The organism is Parachlamydia sp. (genome assembly GCF_050255895.1).
GTDB classification, from domain to species: Bacteria; Chlamydiota; Chlamydiia; order Chlamydiales; family Parachlamydiaceae; genus Parachlamydia; species Parachlamydia acanthamoebae.
Genome location: NZ_JBFWIR010000033.1, coordinates 1 through 17,442 on the forward strand (window position 1 = coordinate 1; position 17,442 = coordinate 17,442).

Below are 17,442 nucleotides of genomic sequence, written 5' to 3' on the forward strand. Positions count from 1 at the left end.
TCGTTAGATTGAAAGATTCATGGACAACAGAATATCAAAATTGGCTCAAAAGTGATTTATCCGCAAAAAAGTATGTTTATATCTGGGCGGATGGGATTTATTTTAACATTCGTTTAGAAGAAGATCGACCCTGTGTTCTGGTTCTGATAGGTGCTTTAGAGAATGGAAATAAAGAACTTATCATGATCCATGATGGGCACCGAGAAAGCAAACTGTCTTGGAAAGAAGTTTTGCAAAATTTAAACCATCGAGGTCTCAAAGAAGGACCAAAGCTTGCGATTGGAGATAGAGCACTTGGCTTTTGGGCAGCTTTAAATGAAGAGTTTCCAGCAACAAAGCAGCAAAGGTGTTGGGTGCATAAAACGGCTAATATTTTAGATAAAATGCCAAAAAGTGTTCAAAAGTATGCCAAAGAGATCATTCACGAAATTTATATGGCTCCAAGAAAAACGGATGGACTAAAAGCTTTTGAGAAGTTTCTTGGGACATATGAATCAAAATATCCAAAGGCCTGTGAATGTTTGAAAAAAGACAAAGATCAATTATTTAGCTTTTATGATTTTCCAGGCATGCATTGGCAATATATAAGAACAACGAATCCAATCGAATCAACATTTGCAACTAAGAGCGTGTCAAAATCTTATGAAAAAAAAATCTATAGGAAACCTGGTTACTGTATAGATGACATCTGGCGTATAGATGGCTTGAGTCTGATTTGGGCTTTAAAATGGAACTGCGGGAACCCGTTACTTGATGAAAAGGGAGACATTCAAATGGAGACAACCATGAGAATAAGAGTACCAAAGCAAGGCACTGGGGCGGACTAACTTGTAATAGCTAAGAGGGCTAGTAATGTAGCCGGAGCAACGAAGTTGGATTAAGTAGCAACATTTATAATTCAACTGAAATCAGGAGGAAATTATGAATGAAGCAAAACAATTTATCATTCCAAAAACACTGGTAATGGAAGCCTATAGACTTGTAAAAGCAAATGTTGGAAGTGCTGGCATAGACAAAGAAACGTTAGAAAGCTTTGAGCAAAACCGCACCGTTCTAAGAGAGGCTCAGGAGGAAGTTTCCTGGGTCGACTCACCATATCTCAAAAAAATCTGTACACTCCCTTCGCAGGTACTCTTTTCTGAATTGACAGGATCGTGGGGGCACCGTGGAATGTGGGTTAGAAGCTGTTCTGAAATCTATAACATGTTGGTTGAGACTATCCTTTTTTTACACGAGGGTCTGTCAATAAATCTGTGTAAATAAACTTGAGGGATGAATAATCTTTATTTCTCCCTTCAAGAGAAAATGAAGCTGCGACGAAGCGAAGCGGAGTTGCAGCGGTTAAATTTACACAAATGGAGATAGACTTATGTCAATTCCTCAAAATTTTGATCTGCAAGCCGAGCTTGCTAAATGCAAAACTGCAAACGATCTTACCGGTAGAAATGGACTTATCCAACGTTTAATCGGTGGAATGCTCGAACAAATGCTTCAAAAAGAAATGGACGAGCACCTCGGTTATGAAAAGCACTCTCCCGAAGGACATCATTCGGGGAACAGTAGAAACGGACGTACAAAAAAAAGCACTTAAAAGCAATTATGGTGAAATTGAAGTTGAAGTCCCAAGAGACCGAAATTCAGAATTTGAACCGATTGCCGTAAAAAAGCGGCAAAGAAGCATCAGTGATTTTGATGATAAAATAATTTCAATGTACGCAAAAGGCATGACCACAACGGATATTCAAGCACATATTCAGGAACTATATGGCTTTGAAATGTCTCCCGCTCTGATATCTAATTACAGATAAGGTAATTGAGGTTGCAACCGGCTGGCAAGCAAGACAGCTTCAGTCAGTGTATTCTATAGTTTTCTTTGATGCTATTCATTACAAAGTGAAAGAAGGTGGAAAAGTTGTTTCAAAGGCCGCTTATACATGCCTGGGAATAGACAATGCCGGGAAAAAAGATGTTCTGGGTCTTTGGGTCGGTGAATCGGAAGGGGCAAATTTTTGGCTTAAAGTTTGCACAGAGCTAAGCAATCGTGGAGTGAAAGACATCTTGATTGCATGCATAGACGGTTTAAAAGGACTTCCTGATGCGATAAGATCGATGTTCCCTGATGTTAAAATTCAACTTTGTGTGATTCACATGATTCGGAATTCAATTAGGTTTATTCCAACAAAACATTCCAAAGAATTTGTAGCTGATTTAAAAACAATCTATGGGGCTACGACGAAAGAATTGGCGGAATTAAATCTGGAAAGGTTAAAAGAAAAATGGGATGATCGGTACCCGCTGGCTATGAAGCCTTGGATAGCGAACTGGGAAAACCTCTCTACTTTTTTTGAATTTCCTCAACCAATTCGTCGTATCATTTATACCACAAATGCGGTAGAATGCCTTCATAGACAGTTTCGAAAGGTCACAAAAAATAAGGCTGTTTTTCCAACAGATGACGCCCTATTTAAGATGTTATTCCTGGCGGTAAGGGACATTTCTAAAAAATGGACAATGCCTCACCGAGAATGGAAAGCAGTCGTTTCTCACCTAGCTTTGGGCATATGGCGAAAGGCTTGGTTTAGAAATCGGCTAAAATGATTTACACAGAAAAATTGACAGTCTCTTACACGAACTTCTATTTTTAACTTATTGGGAATAGGTCACTTTCTAGCGGTTTTCTTCATCTCATTTATAAAACGATTATTAATCATAAATAGAAAATTTACTTTCCTCACAAAATTGAACACCTAAACTCTCTCCAGTTCCTTCCACATCTATTATTTCTACTATAAATTTTCGACTTGGATATTGATATTTTAACCATGCATCCCAAGCTGTTTTTATTATCTGCGCAAATACAATGTCTGCATCTTCAGCAAGATCTCTTCCTCCTCCATCGAAAAGAAAATCCACTTCTATAAAGTTAAATTTTTTTTCAACCTCGGTGATATCCTCGCCATCTTCAAGCATTTTTCTTATTACATCTTGATCAAGAACATTTCTTTTTAAAAAAATACGAGAATCGATTTCTACAAAATCAGGAAAAAAAATTATTGACGCCAATAAAACCTGGCTTGCCTTTCCAAAAGCATGCAAATAATCATCTTCAGTATAATTAAAAGTATTTTTAAATTGTTCTTGAAGTATTTTAAGTAATTTATTTTCTTCGTTAATACCCATTCGGCAACTCCCTTAATGATGGTTTAGTAGGAACAATAGGGGGCGATCCTGGACCTTTACCCGGAGTTCTAGTTAAAATAAATGGTGGATGGACATTACCGTGAGGTTTTCCCATTCCTCTGAAACGTAATACAGCACTCCATATACCTGTAATAGAATTCCAGTCATATGTTTCATATCCGCTTATTCTTTGAGAAGAAGGATCTATTTTAAAAGATGTATGAGGTCCCTCAGCATTTTTATTCGGTCTTAATTTGTTAGTTCTTGGTTTTGCTTCTTTTAAAATTCTTTTTGTTATTTCTGTTAGATTTTCAATTGTTTTTTATTGTTCAGTAATTTTTGAATTGAGAGACCTACTATTGGTTTTTTGGTACAAGTCATCAATGAAATCTCTTATAACAGCGCGATTTTTAACAGCCCACTGAAGTATCCCCAATCCTTTACTTTTTGTTAATATCAAACCACCAATAGCTATCCCAGATTCTATAGCTGCTTCTCCAATTCTCTCATAAATAAAATTTTCTTTCTGCTGGTCATTTAATTGATCCCATTGTTTTAAAATTTCGCTATAATTTCCAGACTTGAAGCTTTCATAAATTTGTGAACAATACATTTCTTGTCTATCAATTGTTTCAATTGGATGATTTAAAAAATTTCCAACTCCTTTTTCAAATGCGCTAACATTTCTTGATACTCGATCTTTGAATTCCTGATCTCTTTTCTGTTCAAGAAAATCGACGCTACCACCTATATGCAAACCATATAAATCAATACTAGTTAAAGGACTGTTATTCACATAAGCATACAGATTGGGTCCAGCTTCATAACCAAGGGGATCAGCAGTGATCCAGCGAGCTATTTGAGTGTCATAGTAACGTCTGCCAAAATAAATCAGGTCCGTTTCTGGATCAGTTCGTGTCAAGTGTCTCTGAAGAAATGCCTACAGGCTCAATCCATAACATGCAATTAGAAAAAGATTGTGAATATGGATTAAGAAATGTGTCCTGGAAAGGCGTGCGATTATGTGCTTATTATCCCACCGCGTAGCTGGCAAGCCCTCAATTATTGTCGAATCGGATATGTAAAATGTTACTTTAGTTGCATGGGACCACAAAAATATGTCATCCAACTCTAGGAGAGAAAGGAGTGACAAATTCGACACTTATCACATGAGAAATATTTGATTAAAAATAGATTTTTAGATTGAAATTTTCTTTTGATCACAGCAGGATTAGGTTTGTATTTTCTGATTATGATCGTGCTCTTCAAGTCCATTATTTTGAAAATTAAGATTAGATAGGGCAAGGTCATAGTAGAAGAATATTTCACAGTTATAAAATGGATCCATCTTCAGGTTATGCCCAAAAAAGCTGGGATGCGAAATTAGAGGCTTATAACACAACGTGGTCATCAAATTCGTTAAACAGTGGGTTTATTTTTTATGAAAAGAAATTCCTATTAAAAAGCATTGCTTTTAGGGGAACAATATTTAGTTAAACAACAAAACGAGAAAAAGTATGAAAAATTGGATAAAATTTACAGGATGCGCATTTGCATCTTTGATGTTACTAACTCAGTCTCTGATGTCAGCTGAAAACTTAGCTGAATTAATAGATCAGCAAAATGAGGCTATAACTCAAACGTCTTTTTATTTTTCAGGATCATTGAACGCTCCAGGAGCTATTCCTTTTAATAGCAGAGCTGTAACGCTTGTTCATAAAGCGCAAACTGGTGGTGTTATTACAATCCCACTGTCTGGAAACTATCTCATTGAATTTGAAGGGACATCCAATGTTTCCTCAAATTTTACTTTTCAACTAAAAGTCAATAATGCTGTTTTTGATCTTCCTGTGACAATTAGTGATGTGCTAGCAAATTCTCAGAAAGTCTCTTCAACAACCTCGCAGCTTTTAAATGCTGGTGATCAAATTAGTATCGAGACGGATCTCATTTTTTATGAAGCTAATTTAACGCTGACAAAGCAATGATAGCGCATTTTAGAGAGGATTTCAGATTTCAAAAATCCTCTCTAAAATGCTCCTCGATTAATTTTGAGGGGAAAAAATATTCATAAATATTGAAATCTTGATTTTAGATTATGTTCGAGTTTACGAGCGAACTCCAAATTTTTGACTGCTCGACGTTGTCATCATAAAATCCAGTGATTGAGGCTTCCATAGGTTTCGTTAATTTTTCCTCGTGGAATGCATAAAAGAATTAAGGCTATTCCCATTCCGCAAGTCAAGGCTAAAGATAGAGGGGTGAATTCTTTTAAAAACCAGGTGCTTGCGATTAAGCACAATCCTAAACCCATATTCAAATACCGAAAAGATCGGATTACTTCGGCTACCGATATAATCGAAATCGTGGTGATGAGAGCTCCTAGAATATAAGGTGCTGTTGTTTCATCTCCAAAGGAGAGAAAAGATTTGGAAAAAAGAAGCGTTATTCCGATAAGAGCGCTTAAGGCTAAGTTCCAGGGAAGACCAACACCTTTTACCATGCTTAAACATTTATCCAAGCATCCATAAGTGATTATCGAGGCATCGCGCTCATTCAATAACGGCTCACCACCTTTCCAAAATGTTTTCCAGAAAGAATTTCCGTTTTTCGTTGATTGTGATAGAAATTGCAGGGTTGCTGCGACCTCGTCAACGGTCAGGGCAATCATTGCCAGCATGCAAAAAGCGGTTAAAAGACACCAAAAACACCAGTATCCTACTAAGATGGGCTGGAGCATGATTAAGATGATGCTTGTCAGGCCAACGGGAATCACCAAGACTCCAAAAAAAATCACAGCCCATGGCATGGTATACCACCGTTTTATACCACCTTTGAATCCTGTCAAAGTCTCAATTGTATAGGCAAATGCTCCTAAGCCTGCATCTGAGATGGGGAATGCTTTTGAAACGGATGAGGTAATGACTTTAAGGGTTCCGTTATCAAAAATAGGATCCCAAATATGATTAAGATAGCCTAATTGATAAGAGGCCATGTAGCGAGATGAAAACCAACAAACAAATCCTAAGGCAATAATGGGAGCTCTTTGAGGCCATGAGGAGGGGTTGTAAGACCATCCTTCTGGAATGGGATTTCCGAACGTTTGGTTTTGAACGGTCACACCAGGAATTAAAATTGAAAAGATGATGACTAATGATCCTACAAGGGTTTCATTTAAGTAAGTCAGTGCGTCGGGTGCCCAAAAAAGAAGGGGCGCGAATTGAAGCCAAACGCCAATTGCGGCACAAACCCAGGGCGCCCATGTGTGTCTAGTGTTTAATGCATAAAAGCCAAAGGTGACCAACAAAATGCCGCATAAAATATCATTCCAGTAGAGGGTGCGACTCTGAGAGGTAAATGTCAAGGGAGTGAAAATTAACCAACACCCTAAAATGACAATTACATAACGAGTCCAACGGTCTTTTTGTTCAGAGTAAAGCATTATTCTTTCATCGATTTAGGAATTGACAGATCATTGGTTTTATACCATTCCAGAGGATCTGCTTTAAGGGATTTGATCATTTTTTGAAGGGAATGACCCACAAAATTTTTCGGTGTCCATCCCAAAGTCTCCCTTGCACGCGTAATGTCTAACGTGTAGTTATCATCCGCGATGTCGATCATCCAAGGTTTGATAAAAAAATTTTTTTCAAATGGGGAGTGATCTAAAATCCATGCACCTATTTTGGCAACCCACTTAGGAACTTGATAGGTTTTGAATGTTTTACCATAAAGTTGAGAAGCGATAATCCTTTGGATTTGATCGTAACTTAATGTGGCGTCTTCCCCGATTAACACTTTTAATTCGGGGGGGAGTGTATGCCTTTTTTCGACAGCCAACCAAATGGCTTCCGCAAGGTCGTCTAAATGCAAAAAGGGAGAGCCATGGTTGAGATTGCCAGAAAAAAGATGGCTAATGAGTTGTTTTTCATAGATGCGTTGAATTTGGTTCGCGATAGGGATGGAGTGGCACTGATCGTCGTAGCATCCTGCGATTTGCATGATAACGGTGGGAATAGTGCCTCTATTTTGTTGAATCAGAGCTTCCGTTTTAACCTTGGATTTTGGATAGTCCCATTTAGGATCAATCGGAGAGTCTTCGTTAATCGTTCTTCCTACTGGACAAGGGGCATAAATTAATTGGGTTCCAGAAAATAAAAACTGTTGGGTGTCAAATTTTTGTACTTCTCGAAGTAAGCGTTCTGTTCCCTCGACGGTAATTTTTTGATAAAGAGTCGGGTCTCCCTCTCCAAAGCTATAATATGCAGCGAGATGGATGACCGAAATGATTTTGGGGCCATATTTTGTGCGGGCAATATGTAATCCATTTTTGACGCTTTCATCTGAAGTGATATCGACTTGAATGAATTCAACGTTATCATTTTTGTATTTAGAGGGAACAACATCAAATCCTACCAGTGGGTATTTACCACCTAGTCTTTGAATGACGCTTCGTCCAATCCTTCCACTGCTTCCTGTTATGAGAACAAAGCCTTCTTCATTCACCTGATTTCTCCTGTAATTATGTCACTCAACGTTCTAAAATCTTAATTTGCTTTCTAATCAGTCTAAGAAAATAATACAACCAATTTTATTAGGATTTTACTCTGATAAAATGGCGTTTTTGTCTTTACTCGAAACAACTCATCTAATAACCTAATGATTTGGGAAAATAATAGGGATGTCTCGGGCTATTCTAATTGTTTAAACAAAATTCTTTGCAAAGGAACGACTTAAACCCTTTTAGATGCAATGGTGATCATGGAAAAATTTGAGAAAGGTCAGGATAAGATTCAGAAAATTTGCGATACTCTTCGCAAGGAAACTCTTGAACCAGCAAGGCAAGAAGCTCAGGAAATTATTGCTGAAGCGCATGCCAAGGCTGCTAAAATTATCAAAGAAGCTGAACAGCAGGCTGTTACATTGCATGCACAAGCCCGCAAATCCATTGAACAAGAGCGGAACGTTTTCCAATCCTCTTTGGAACAAGCTGCTAGACAAGGTCTTGAATCTTTACGTCAATCAATTGAGCATAAGCTCTTTAACGAAGAACTAGAAGGTCTTCTAGAAAAACAAACGGCAGATCCAAAACTTATTGCAAATGTTGTGAACGCTATTGTTGAAGCTGTTCAAAAAGAAGGCATCTCTTCCAATTTAAGCGCTGTCATTTCCAAACGAGTTTCTCCTGAACAAGTGAACGCTTTGCTTTTAGAGAATGTGAAAAGCAAACTGAATGAAAAAGGGGTCACCTTAGGCAATTTTTCGGGTGGTGCAGAAGTTAAATTGCATGGCAAACGCCTAACAATTGACATCACAGACCAAACATTAAAAGAACTTTTGGCCGGCTACGCGCGAAAAGATTTCCGTCAGCTTATTTTTGGCATTAAAGGTGGGTAGTTTATGACCCAGTATTATTTTGTTGGCTCAGCACTTCCTGAGCTCAAAATCGATATGCCTCCTGAAATGAATTTTCATGAATTCGAAACATTGCTGTATGAAAATTTACAACCTGATGATTTAGAAGGTCTTAAACTTCTTCGTCGCTATTATGATATTCAAAATATGCGCGCATTTTGGAAAAAGGAGCCCTTTGATCATTTAGGCGCTTTTGATGAAAATGAGCTGGAGGATGCGCTTGTTGTGAGGGAGGGATTTCCCGATTACGTCTTTGATTTTTTGGATGTTCACGAAAAAACTGAAGATCGCCTGTCTCATTTTTCTGGCCTTGTGTCCACATTTTTTCGAGAAGAGGCAGCCCATTCAAAAGGCTTCACCCAAAAATTTTTACGCTTTGAAAGAGAATGGCGGCTTGTTTTTGCCGCATTTCGCGCCAAAAAAATGGGGCGGGACCTCGTTCAAGTTTTTCAGTATGAAGATTCTTCAGATGATTTAGTTGCTCAACTTTTAGCCCAAAAGGATTCTAATTCTTTTGAGCCACCGGAAGGGTATGAGGATCTCAAACAACTATTTGATGAACATTACAATAACCCACTCGCTCTCTACCAAGCATTAACGGAATACCGTTTTCATAAAGTAGAAAGCTTTTGGGGCACCGACGTGTTTTCAATCGATCGGATATATGCCTATTTTGTTCAGCTTGCCCTCATTGAAAAATGGCGAGCTTTAGATAGGCAAAAAGGAATACAAACTGTGGATACCCTAGTGAAGGATGCATCATGAGTGAAAGCCAAACCACCATTCAAGAAAATAAAAAAGCCGTAGGGAAAGTTGTCAAAGCTTTTGGAAACTTGCTTCAAGTAGAGTTTGAAGGCAATATTCGACAGGGTGAAGTGGCAATGGTACATGTCGATGGAATTCGCCTGAAAGCTGAAGTGATTGAAATCAACAAAAATGAAGCGAAGATTCAGGTCTTTGAAGATACCAAAGGTGTTCAATACGAAACTGACGTTGATTTTGTCGGCGATCTTTTGGAAGCAGAATTAGGCCCTGGCTTGCTTTCTTCTATATTAGATGGGCTTCAGAATCCGTTAGAAAAAGTTGCGGAACATGCCGGCTATTTTCTACCTCGAGGACTCTACTTGGTACCTTTAGATCGCGCTAAAAGCTGGGACTATGAGCCAAAAGCAAAAGTGGGAGATGTTGTGCGTCGTGGCGATACTTTAGGGACGACGCTAGAAGGACGTTTTCATCACCATATTATGGTTCCCTTTGCTCTTTATGGAACATATAAAGTGAAATGGGTGATTGCTCCTGGTGCTTATAATGTCGATACTGTAGTGGCTCGCGTTGAAGATGAGAAAGGACAGGAACATGCTTTTACGATGGTACAAAAATGGCCCATCAAAAACGCCTTATTTGAAGGGGAAAAAATTAAACCCACGAAAATGATGGATACGGGGTTACGGATTATTGATACGCAGTTTCCTGTCATGAAAGGGGGAACGTTTTGTACTCCAGGTCCTTTTGGTGCAGGAAAAACTGTCATTCAGCACCACTTATCGAAATATTCGTCGGTCGACATTGTCGTTGTTACAGCTTGTGGTGAGCGTGCAGGTGAAGTGGTGGAAATCTTAAGAGAGTTTCCCCATCTAACAGACCCTCACACAGGAAATACGTTGATGGAGCGCACTGTTATTATTTGTAACACTTCTTCCATGCCTGTTGCAGCGCGTGAATCTTCCATTTATCTAGGAATGACAATTGCAGAATACTATCGCCAAATGGGATTGGATGTCCTGCTTTTAGCAGATTCCACTTCTAGATGGGCACAAGCGCTGCGTGAAATGTCAGGCCGACTTGAAGAAATTCCTGGCGAAGAAGCATTCCCAGCTTATTTAGCATCTAGAATTGCAGCATTCTACGAACGCTCGGGTGTGATCGCCTTACGCAATGAAAAGCAGGGCTCTGTTACTGTTGGTGGAGCTGTTTCGCCTGCGGGTGGTAACTTTGAAGAGCCTGTGACGCAAGCTACTTTGGCTGTTGTGGGGGCTTTCTTGGGGCTGTCGCGAGAGCGTTCAGATTCGAGACGCTATCCTGCTATCGATCCTTTAATTTCCTGGTCGAAATACATCGATCAAGTGGCGAAAGAAATGGATTCTCAACTAGAAGGATGGGGGCAGGTTGTTAAAAAAGCTGCGAACATTCTTCGTCGAGGAGATGAGATCGGGAAGCGTATGGAAGTTGTGGGTGAGGAAGGTACGGCTTTAGAAGATTTAATCCTCTATTTAAAAGCTGAGCTCTATGACTTTTGCTACCTACAACAAAATGCGTTTGATAAAGAAGACACTTATTGCCCTCTTCATCGTCAAGTGAAGCTTTTAGAAGTTATTCGTAAAATTTTTGACACACATTTTGTGTTTGCAACCCATGATGATGCTAGGCAATATTTCTTGCGCTTGCAAAATCAGATCAAAGACATGAATTCTCTTCCGTTTGATTCTGATAAATATCGCGCTGCTTACAGCAAAATAGAAGAAAGCATCGAAAGCGCACAAGCTGATTAACCTCTGAGGATACCCATGAAAAAAGTATATGATCGTATTAATGACATGCGTGGAAACCTGATTACTGTCACGGCTCAGGGCGTTAGTTTGGGAGAATTAGCTCGAGTCGATTTAAGAGACGGGCGTCATATTTATGCATCTGTTTTGCGAATTGAAGGAGAAACTGTGACTTTGCAGGTTTTCCAGAATACACGCGGAATTTCAACCGGAGACCGGGTGACGTTTTTAGGTCGGCAAATGCAAGCTTCTTTTGGAGATGCTTTACTGGGAAGGCGTTTAAATGGTGCAGGTGAACCTATTGATGGTGGACCCAGCATTGTTGGCGAGTCCATTAACATTGGAGCGCCTTCGTTTAATCCTGTACGTCGTGTGATCCCGCGGGAAATGGTAAGAACGAATATCCCGATGATTGATGTCTTCAATACGCTTGTGAAATCACAAAAAATCCCGATTTTTTCTGTTCCAGGAGAACCGTATAACCAGCTTTTAATGCGTATTGCCAACCAAACAGATGCGGATGTGGTTATCATCTCAGGGATGGGGCTTACTTTTGCTGACTACCAAGCCTTTATTGATAATGCAGAAGAATCCGGTTCGATGAACAAAACGGTAATGTTCGTTCATCGCGCAACCGACCCTGCCGTAGAATGTCTGTTGGTGCCTGACATGGCTTTAGCTTGTGCAGAAAAATTTGCTGTTAACGGAAAACACGTGCTGGTGTTGATGACAGATATGACGGCATTCGCAGATAGCATCAAAGAAATTGCGATCACGATGGACCAAGTCCCTTCCAATCGAGGCTACCCAGGATCTCTATACTCCGATCTAGCATCTCGCTATGAAAAAGCGGTGTTAATTGAAGGTAGCGGTTCTATCACAATCGTCGCGGTCACAACCATGCCAGGCGATGACGTGACTCACCCGGTTCCTGATAATACAGGTTATATCACTGAAGGTCAGTTTTATCTGCATAATAAACAAATTGACCCTTTTGGTTCCTTATCTCGTTTAAAACAGCTTGTGATTGGAAAAGAAACACGCGAAGATCATGGAGATCTGGCTAACACCATGATTCGTCTTTATGCAAGTTCTAAAAAAGCACGTGAAAGACAAGGAATGGGTTTTAAACTTTCTCGCTGGGATGAGCAGTTGTTAGCTTATTCAAAGCTATTTGAGGACCGTATGATGAACTTGGAAGTCAACTATTCTCTCGAAGAAGCTTTAGATTTAGGATGGCAAACTCTCGCAGAATGTTTCCAATCTGAGGAAGTTGGGATTAAGAAAACATTATTAGACAAATACTGGCCAAAAAATGCACTTGTTGGTGCTTAGTAGGAAAGTATGGCAGAAATTAAGTTAACGAAAAATGAACTACGCTCTCAGCAAGGTCGTTTGGGGCAATTACAAAAATATTTGCCCACCTTGCAGTTGAAAAAAGCGATGTTGCAAACGGAAGTCAATGATGCACGTAATGAAATTGCCCAACTTGAGCAATTATATGAGCAAAAGCATTATCAGGTAGAAGCTTATAGCGAGCTTTTTACGGAAAAAACGCCTGTGGACTTTAAGGAAGCAACCAGAGTCGTTTCCCTCAATAAGCGTTTTGAAAATATTGCAGGTGTGGAAGTTCCCCATTTCGAATCCATTAAATTTGCTGATTTGACTTACGATTTGTTTGACACGCCTCCATGGGTAGATCCTTTAATCACAGGGCTACGCTCGCTAATTGAGGCTACCGAAAAAATCAAAGTGGCTAGAGAAAAAAAGAGCGCTTTGGAAAAAGAACTTCGTGAAGTTTCAATTCGCGTGAACCTTTTTGAAAAAATTCTCATCCCTCGTGCCCTTGTCAACATCAAGAAAATTAAAGTTTTCTTGGGAGACCAGGAACTCGCAGCTGTTGCACGTGCAAAGGTTGCAAAGGAAAAGGTGGAGGCTCAGAAGGCGGCGGCTTTAGAACAAAAAACACTTCAGGAGGCTACTGATGCGCTATGACGTGAAAAAAGTTCTATTTGTAGGAATTGAGGATGAACGGGAAGTTTTCTTTAAAAAAGCTCAAGAAATCGGGCAAGTCCAATTTATTTCTCCCTCGGCAGTTAAAGATCGAGAAATTCCACAAGAAGTGCAGGATCTAGCCTCTGCTATTAAAATCGTGCGGGGTTTTCCCACTTTACCGCAAGAAGATCAGGGGAATATTGCTCTCGCAGATGGTTTAGCCCAAAAAATTTTGCAGCTTAAACATAAGCTTGATCAGTTGGAAGAAGAAAAGCGGATGACGGCTTTGGAAATTAGCCGGATTGAGGTTTTTGGTGATTTTTCATTGGATGACATTGCTGCTATCGAAAAAGAAGGAAATCGCAAGGTGCAGTTTTTCTTTGCTAAAAAGGATTTCTTTGATCATCACGCACTTTCAGATGAGCTCATAAAAATTGGTTCCGACCATGGTCTCGATTATTTTGTTTCGATTAGCAAAACACCGAAGCAATATGAGAAAATGGTGGAGATGAAAATCGAACATCCTCTTGGAAAGCTAAAACAACGCCACCAAGAAGCTCACAAAGAATGGATTGAAACAGAACATCTTTTAAGAAGTTATGAGAAATATAACCACTTTTTGCATCAAGGTCTTGTTGACAAGCTGAACAAGTATCATTTGATACATGCCAAAGGTTATGCAGAAGATATTTTAGATGGAAATCTCTTTGCTGTTCAAGGATGGGTTCCGGTTAATAAACAAGATGAAATCCAAAAACTTGTCGACAAATTTAGGGTACATTCAGAAGAAATTGAAATTGAACCGACAGATACTGTTCCAACCTATTTGGAGAATCAAAATCTTTCTCGCATGGGGGAAGACCTCGTGCATATTTACGATTCTCCCTCTATTAGTGACAAAGATCCCTCTTTGTGGGTATTATTTTTCTTTTTACTTTTCTTCGCCATGATTATGGGCGATGGGGGATATGGATTAATCCTTCTAGGCATTGTGCTTTTCATTCGATACAAAAAGCCAAACTTGAAAAATTTAGGGAAGCGTGTTTTGAATCTTACGACCCTGTTAGCTGTTTTTTGTATTGGTTGGGGCCTTGTCACCCACTCTTTTTTTGGGATGAATCTAAGCCCTGACAATCCGCTGCATAAAATGGCCCCCTTAACGTGGCTGACAGAAAAGAAAGCGGATTATCACATCCAACACCAAGATGCGGTGTACCAAGAATGGGTAGATAAATTTCCGCAACTCAAAGGGGTCACAGATCCAAAAGAGTTTTTAGCCAAAGGCTACAGCGAGCAAAAGGGTAAAAAAAGCTATGACATTATTAGCAAATTTTCAGATAATATTATGTTGGAATTTGCCCTTTTTATTGGTGTCATTCATATTGGAATTTCGCTCATTCGCTATGCAAATCGGAATTGGACAGCAATCGGATGGTTAATCTGCCTGGTGGGGGGATATTTATATTTTCCTTACTATTTGGATGCAACCTCTATGCTGCACTACATCTTCCATTTGGATAAAGAACAGGCAGGAATTCAGGGCCTCTATCTTTTAATGATTGGGACGGCAATTGCAGTCATCATTGCCATTTTCAAACAAAAGTTTTTGGGCGTGTTTGAGGCAATGACGGCGATTCAGGTGTTTTCAGATGTACTTTCCTATTTGCGTTTATATGCTTTAGGATTGGCTGGAGCGATCATGGCAAGCGTGATCAATGAAATGAGTGAATCGATGACTTTTGTTCTCGCTTTGATTGTGATGATATTGGGTCATGCTGTCAACTTTGCCTTAGCTATTATGAGCGGCGTCATCCATGGGCTCCGTCTTAACTTTTTGGAATGGTATCACTATAGCTTTGAAGGGGGAGGAAAAATGTTTAATCCTCTTCGAAAAATTTCACTTGACTAACTTCTAGGAGAAATCACAATGGATTTCAATTTCGACATGGTGGGACCCGCTTTGGCGCTGGGTTTAAGTAGTATTGGAAGCAGTATTGGCTGCGGTATCGCAGGAATGGCTTCTCATGCTGTAATGAGTAGAGTAGAAGAGGGACACGGAAAATTCATTGGAATGGCTGCTGCTCCATCTTCACAGTCTATTTATGGGTTTATTTTAATGCTTTTGATGAGCAGAGCCATTAAAGCTGGCGCTTTAGCACCTTTATCCGGAATCGGGATTGGGGCAGTTGCGGGGGCGGCAATTATGGTTTCAGCGATTTATCAAGGAATGGCTGCTGCGACAGGTATTCAAGCTTCTGCAAAACAACCGGCAATTTTTGGTAAGTGTTTTGCTGCATTGGGAATTATCGAATCGTTTGCGCTATTTACATTTGTATTCTCTTTACTACTTCTGTAAATGCAAAAGCACACAAGGCATTCGCTTTGTGTGCTTTTTTATTTGATAGCTACTCAGATTAGCTCTGGGGATATAAAAATAAGCTTGGTACGCACAGCATGCAGCCACGCATTGATAATCGTTGTATTTAGATCGGATGGATCTCCTTCCCACTTAGCTTCTCCATCAGTCGATAATTTCACTGGAGAATAGCTGCCAAAAACTTTGCAAATCGTCATCACACTTGTATGCATTTTGATATAATGAAGATTGCTTGCTTTGGCGAATTCTTTTGCTGCCAATTTAGCTGTTTTTTTACTGGCATGGGTACTTTCGACAGTTACATCGGAAGAGAATTGAATGAGCGTTCCCGAGATTTTAGGAAAGGTATTCTTTACTACAGACCATTTATGAGGCTCACTTTCAGCAATCGTAATAAATGAAATCGTCATGTTTTCTCAATGATTAAAGGTGAAATGCCTGAAAATAAGCGAATTAATAAATAATTTCAAACGTTGTTTTATTTGAACGAGAGTGGCTGCTGTTCTCTTTTTCGCACATTGAAAAGAAGTAAATCTTTCCTGCTTTTTCTAATTTGATAACTTAATTAAATTTTAAAGTAGTTTGTTTGCGTTTTTTTGTGGATAGTTTATACTTATTGATTATTTTCTTTATCAAAGGTGTGAAATGTTTCTTCCCAATAGCTTATTTGAAAAACCTATTTTTTGGGGTTCTACAGATTTTAAATATCTCGGTATTCGGGATGATGAGTTAGTCATTGAAAATCACAAATGTGATTTGGCTCCTGTTCGCAAATTCACTCAAACTTTTTTAACAGAAAATTCTCAAGACGTAAAGGAAGCTTTGGAAGGAAAAGAAACAGATTTTCTTAAAATTTTTTATGTTAATCTAGTGAATTTGCTTCGTAAGACTCAGTCTTCCGGTGCAAAGAAGCCATTTCAAGATGGCTTACGCTTTTTTCATATTCTTCCATCTAATCCAATTGAAGAATTAGCCGAACTTGCCTTTGAAGTGATTAAAAAAAGAGTCGGGTGGAAAAAAACTGAGTGCATGGACACGATCCCTCCAAAAATTCGTAAAAACTTGGTTTTTAGTAATGATAGCGCAAAGCTTGCTGAGGTTTATAAGAAATACGCCTACATTCGCAATTATTTTAGCCAAGACTATTCTATCGTCATTCATGCACAAAGCACATATTTAAACATTTACACCGATCTAGTAAAAGAAATTCAAAAAATTCAAAATCCTCAAAATGATCTGAAAAGCTTTAAATTTTTACGAAATCCTGTTGAATCCGAAGAATATGGAAATTTTGCTGAATTTCAAGAGATCAAAAAAGAAGGACGGATAGATGATACTCGCGATAGAAATGAGATTATATCCGCTGATATTTATGATGAAAATATAGAAGCTTCAGAATCTGCATTTGATTACGTGAGAAAAAATGGAAATGCGCTCAACCCGACGCACGTGTTAAATGAATTATTAGAGGAATTATTAGGTTTATATGATTTAACATCTGATCAAAGAGCTTTGATTAACGACAAAATTGAAATAATTAAACAAGGCTTTGGAGAACAGTCCCAAGTGGGTAATTTACTCGTTATTTGTATTCCAAAAGAATTAGCCTACTCTGAAAGCAGTCCTCTTTGGCTATCTGCGCATCATGGAATTCCATTAAAAACTACAGGCGCCTCTTTTGAACAAGTGGGCGATCTTTTACAAGCTCGGAAATTAAAACAGGCTAAAAAATATTTAAAATTTCGAGGGGGTCTCCCGGTGTTGTCTACTCCCCAATGTCGATTGTTAGCTTATCTGCTAAAACCCGACCAGGGAATCAAAATTTTTAGGGCTAATGCTCTACCAAAAACTTTTAGGAAAAACTATAAAACCCAAATTAAAGAAATTGCTCACGAGATATTGAGCACGCAGACTTACTAAGGTCAGTTA

The 17,442-nt window shown here is 39.0% G+C and carries 16 protein-coding genes and 3 pseudogenes; 13 read left to right on the forward strand and 6 right to left on the reverse strand.

Translation table 11 applies throughout. From position 1 onward, the window contains the following. From AB7E63_RS07235 to AB7E63_RS07245, 3 genes and pseudogenes are all read left to right on the forward strand, one after another. A pseudogene (locus AB7E63_RS07235) lies at positions 1–623 on the forward strand (IS256 family transposase); the annotation flags it as partial. A gap of 298 nt (positions 624–921) precedes the next feature. Beyond that, complete coding sequence (locus tag AB7E63_RS07240; protein ID WP_013925507.1) at positions 922–1,263, forward strand: hypothetical protein; 342 nt, start codon at positions 922–924, stop codon at positions 1,261–1,263. A gap of 106 nt (positions 1,264–1,369) precedes the next feature. Beyond that, positions 1,370–2,598, forward strand: a pseudogene (locus AB7E63_RS07245) (IS256 family transposase). Between the two features lie 105 nt (positions 2,599–2,703). Here AB7E63_RS07245 and AB7E63_RS07250 read toward each other — a convergent pair. The 3 genes and pseudogenes from AB7E63_RS07250 to AB7E63_RS07260 all read right to left on the reverse strand — a co-directional run. Further along, on the reverse strand, positions 2,704–3,180 hold the full coding sequence (locus tag AB7E63_RS07250) for a hypothetical protein (protein ID WP_013925504.1): 477 nt from the start codon (positions 3,178–3,180) through the stop codon (positions 2,704–2,706). Then, positions 3,170–3,496, reverse strand: coding sequence for a polymorphic toxin type 24 domain-containing protein (locus AB7E63_RS07255; RefSeq protein WP_428419084.1), 327 nt, complete (start codon positions 3,494–3,496; stop codon positions 3,170–3,172). Before AB7E63_RS07255 ends, AB7E63_RS07250 begins: the two co-directional genes overlap by 11 nt. A gap of 6 nt (positions 3,497–3,502) precedes the next feature. After that, positions 3,503–4,096 (reverse strand): annotated as a pseudogene (locus AB7E63_RS07260) (RHS repeat-associated core domain-containing protein); the annotation flags it as partial. Here AB7E63_RS07260 and AB7E63_RS07265 point away from each other — a divergent pair. Next, the gene (locus AB7E63_RS07265; RefSeq protein WP_006342258.1) at positions 4,096–4,227 is read left to right on the forward strand and encodes a hypothetical protein; all 132 of its coding nucleotides are present in this window, start codon (positions 4,096–4,098) and stop codon (positions 4,225–4,227) included. The pseudogene AB7E63_RS07260 and the gene AB7E63_RS07265 sit on opposite strands and share 1 nt — an antisense overlap. 470 nt (positions 4,228–4,697) lie before the next feature. Next, a complete protein-coding gene (locus AB7E63_RS07270; RefSeq protein WP_006342256.1) occupies positions 4,698–5,168 on the forward strand; it encodes a hypothetical protein in 471 nt (156 codons plus the stop codon). 161 nt (positions 5,169–5,329) lie between these two features. Here the strand turns inward: AB7E63_RS07270 and AB7E63_RS07275 are convergent, their stop codons facing one another. Both AB7E63_RS07275 and AB7E63_RS07280 read right to left on the reverse strand, forming a co-directional pair. Continuing rightward, positions 5,330–6,622, reverse strand: a complete 1,293-nt coding sequence (locus AB7E63_RS07275; protein WP_006342255.1) for a vitamin K epoxide reductase family protein — start codon at positions 6,620–6,622, stop codon at positions 5,330–5,332. Further along, positions 6,622–7,686 carry an NAD-dependent epimerase/dehydratase family protein gene (locus AB7E63_RS07280; RefSeq protein ID WP_006342254.1) on the reverse strand — a complete coding sequence of 355 codons (1,065 nt, stop codon included), beginning with the start codon at positions 7,684–7,686 and terminating at the stop codon, positions 6,622–6,624. The genes AB7E63_RS07275 and AB7E63_RS07280 overlap by 1 nt, the downstream gene beginning before the upstream one ends. A 255-nt stretch (positions 7,687–7,941) precedes the next feature. On the opposite strand from AB7E63_RS07280, the gene AB7E63_RS07285 reads away from it, so the two are divergent. Genes AB7E63_RS07285 through AB7E63_RS07315 form a run of 7 tightly spaced genes read left to right on the forward strand, consistent with a single transcriptional unit; the run spans position 7,942 to position 15,492 of the window. After that, entirely contained in the window at positions 7,942–8,577 is a 636-nt protein-coding gene (locus AB7E63_RS07285) for an ATP synthase subunit E (RefSeq protein WP_013925494.1), read from the forward strand. Positions 8,578–8,580: 3 nt separating this feature from the next. Next, complete coding sequence (locus AB7E63_RS07290; protein ID WP_006342252.1) at positions 8,581–9,360, forward strand: DUF2764 family protein; 780 nt, start codon at positions 8,581–8,583, stop codon at positions 9,358–9,360. After that, complete coding sequence (locus AB7E63_RS07295) at positions 9,354–11,144, forward strand: V-type ATP synthase subunit A (protein WP_420835510.1); 1,791 nt, start codon at positions 9,354–9,356, stop codon at positions 11,142–11,144. Before AB7E63_RS07290 ends, AB7E63_RS07295 begins: the two co-directional genes overlap by 7 nt. Before the next feature lie 15 nt (positions 11,145–11,159). Continuing rightward, a complete protein-coding gene (locus AB7E63_RS07300; RefSeq protein WP_006342250.1) occupies positions 11,160–12,476 on the forward strand; it encodes a V-type ATP synthase subunit B in 1,317 nt (438 codons plus the stop codon). Between the two features lie 9 nt (positions 12,477–12,485). Then, entirely contained in the window at positions 12,486–13,136 is a 651-nt protein-coding gene (locus AB7E63_RS07305; RefSeq protein WP_059359519.1) for a V-type ATP synthase subunit D, read from the forward strand. Beyond that, the gene (locus AB7E63_RS07310) at positions 13,126–15,045 is read left to right on the forward strand and encodes a V-type ATPase 116kDa subunit family protein (protein ID WP_284452863.1); all 1,920 of its coding nucleotides are present in this window, start codon (positions 13,126–13,128) and stop codon (positions 15,043–15,045) included. The genes AB7E63_RS07305 and AB7E63_RS07310 overlap by 11 nt, the downstream gene beginning before the upstream one ends. Positions 15,046–15,063: 18 nt before the next feature. Continuing rightward, positions 15,064–15,492: an ATP synthase subunit C gene (locus AB7E63_RS07315; protein ID WP_006342246.1), complete on the forward strand. Its 429-nt coding sequence runs from the start codon at positions 15,064–15,066 to the stop codon at positions 15,490–15,492. Between the two features lie 53 nt (positions 15,493–15,545). Here the strand turns inward: AB7E63_RS07315 and AB7E63_RS07320 are convergent, their stop codons facing one another. Then, on the reverse strand, positions 15,546–15,923 hold the full coding sequence (locus AB7E63_RS07320; RefSeq protein ID WP_006342245.1) for a hypothetical protein: 378 nt from the start codon (positions 15,921–15,923) through the stop codon (positions 15,546–15,548). A gap of 235 nt (positions 15,924–16,158) precedes the next feature. Here AB7E63_RS07320 and AB7E63_RS07325 point away from each other — a divergent pair, with 235 nt between their 5' ends. Further along, entirely contained in the window at positions 16,159–17,433 is a 1,275-nt protein-coding gene (locus AB7E63_RS07325) for a hypothetical protein (protein ID WP_006342244.1), read from the forward strand. The last annotated feature ends 9 nt before the right edge of the window (positions 17,434–17,442 follow it).

What these genes read in the sequence shown, in the direction of transcription:
- AB7E63_RS07240 (WP_013925507.1), top strand. Translation starts at nt 922, where the DNA reads ATGAATGAAGCAAAACAATTTATCATTCCAAAAACACTGGTAATGGAA.
- AB7E63_RS07250 (WP_013925504.1), bottom strand. Translation starts at nt 3,180, where the DNA reads ATGGGTATTAACGAAGAAAATAAATTACTTAAAATACTTCAAGAACAA.
- AB7E63_RS07270 (WP_006342256.1), top strand. Translation starts at nt 4,698, where the DNA reads ATGAAAAATTGGATAAAATTTACAGGATGCGCATTTGCATCTTTGATG.
- AB7E63_RS07275 (WP_006342255.1), bottom strand. Translation starts at nt 6,622, where the DNA reads ATGCTTTACTCTGAACAAAAAGACCGTTGGACTCGTTATGTAATTGTC.
- AB7E63_RS07285 (WP_013925494.1), top strand. Translation starts at nt 7,942, where the DNA reads ATGGAAAAATTTGAGAAAGGTCAGGATAAGATTCAGAAAATTTGCGAT.
- AB7E63_RS07290 (WP_006342252.1), top strand. Translation starts at nt 8,581, where the DNA reads ATGACCCAGTATTATTTTGTTGGCTCAGCACTTCCTGAGCTCAAAATC.
- AB7E63_RS07300 (WP_006342250.1), top strand. Translation starts at nt 11,160, where the DNA reads ATGAAAAAAGTATATGATCGTATTAATGACATGCGTGGAAACCTGATT.
- AB7E63_RS07305 (WP_059359519.1), top strand. Translation starts at nt 12,486, where the DNA reads ATGGCAGAAATTAAGTTAACGAAAAATGAACTACGCTCTCAGCAAGGT.
- AB7E63_RS07310 (WP_284452863.1), top strand. Translation starts at nt 13,126, where the DNA reads ATGCGCTATGACGTGAAAAAAGTTCTATTTGTAGGAATTGAGGATGAA.
- AB7E63_RS07315 (WP_006342246.1), top strand. Translation starts at nt 15,064, where the DNA reads ATGGATTTCAATTTCGACATGGTGGGACCCGCTTTGGCGCTGGGTTTA.
- AB7E63_RS07320 (WP_006342245.1), bottom strand. Translation starts at nt 15,923, where the DNA reads ATGACGATTTCATTTATTACGATTGCTGAAAGTGAGCCTCATAAATGG.
- AB7E63_RS07325 (WP_006342244.1), top strand. Translation starts at nt 16,159, where the DNA reads ATGTTTCTTCCCAATAGCTTATTTGAAAAACCTATTTTTTGGGGTTCT.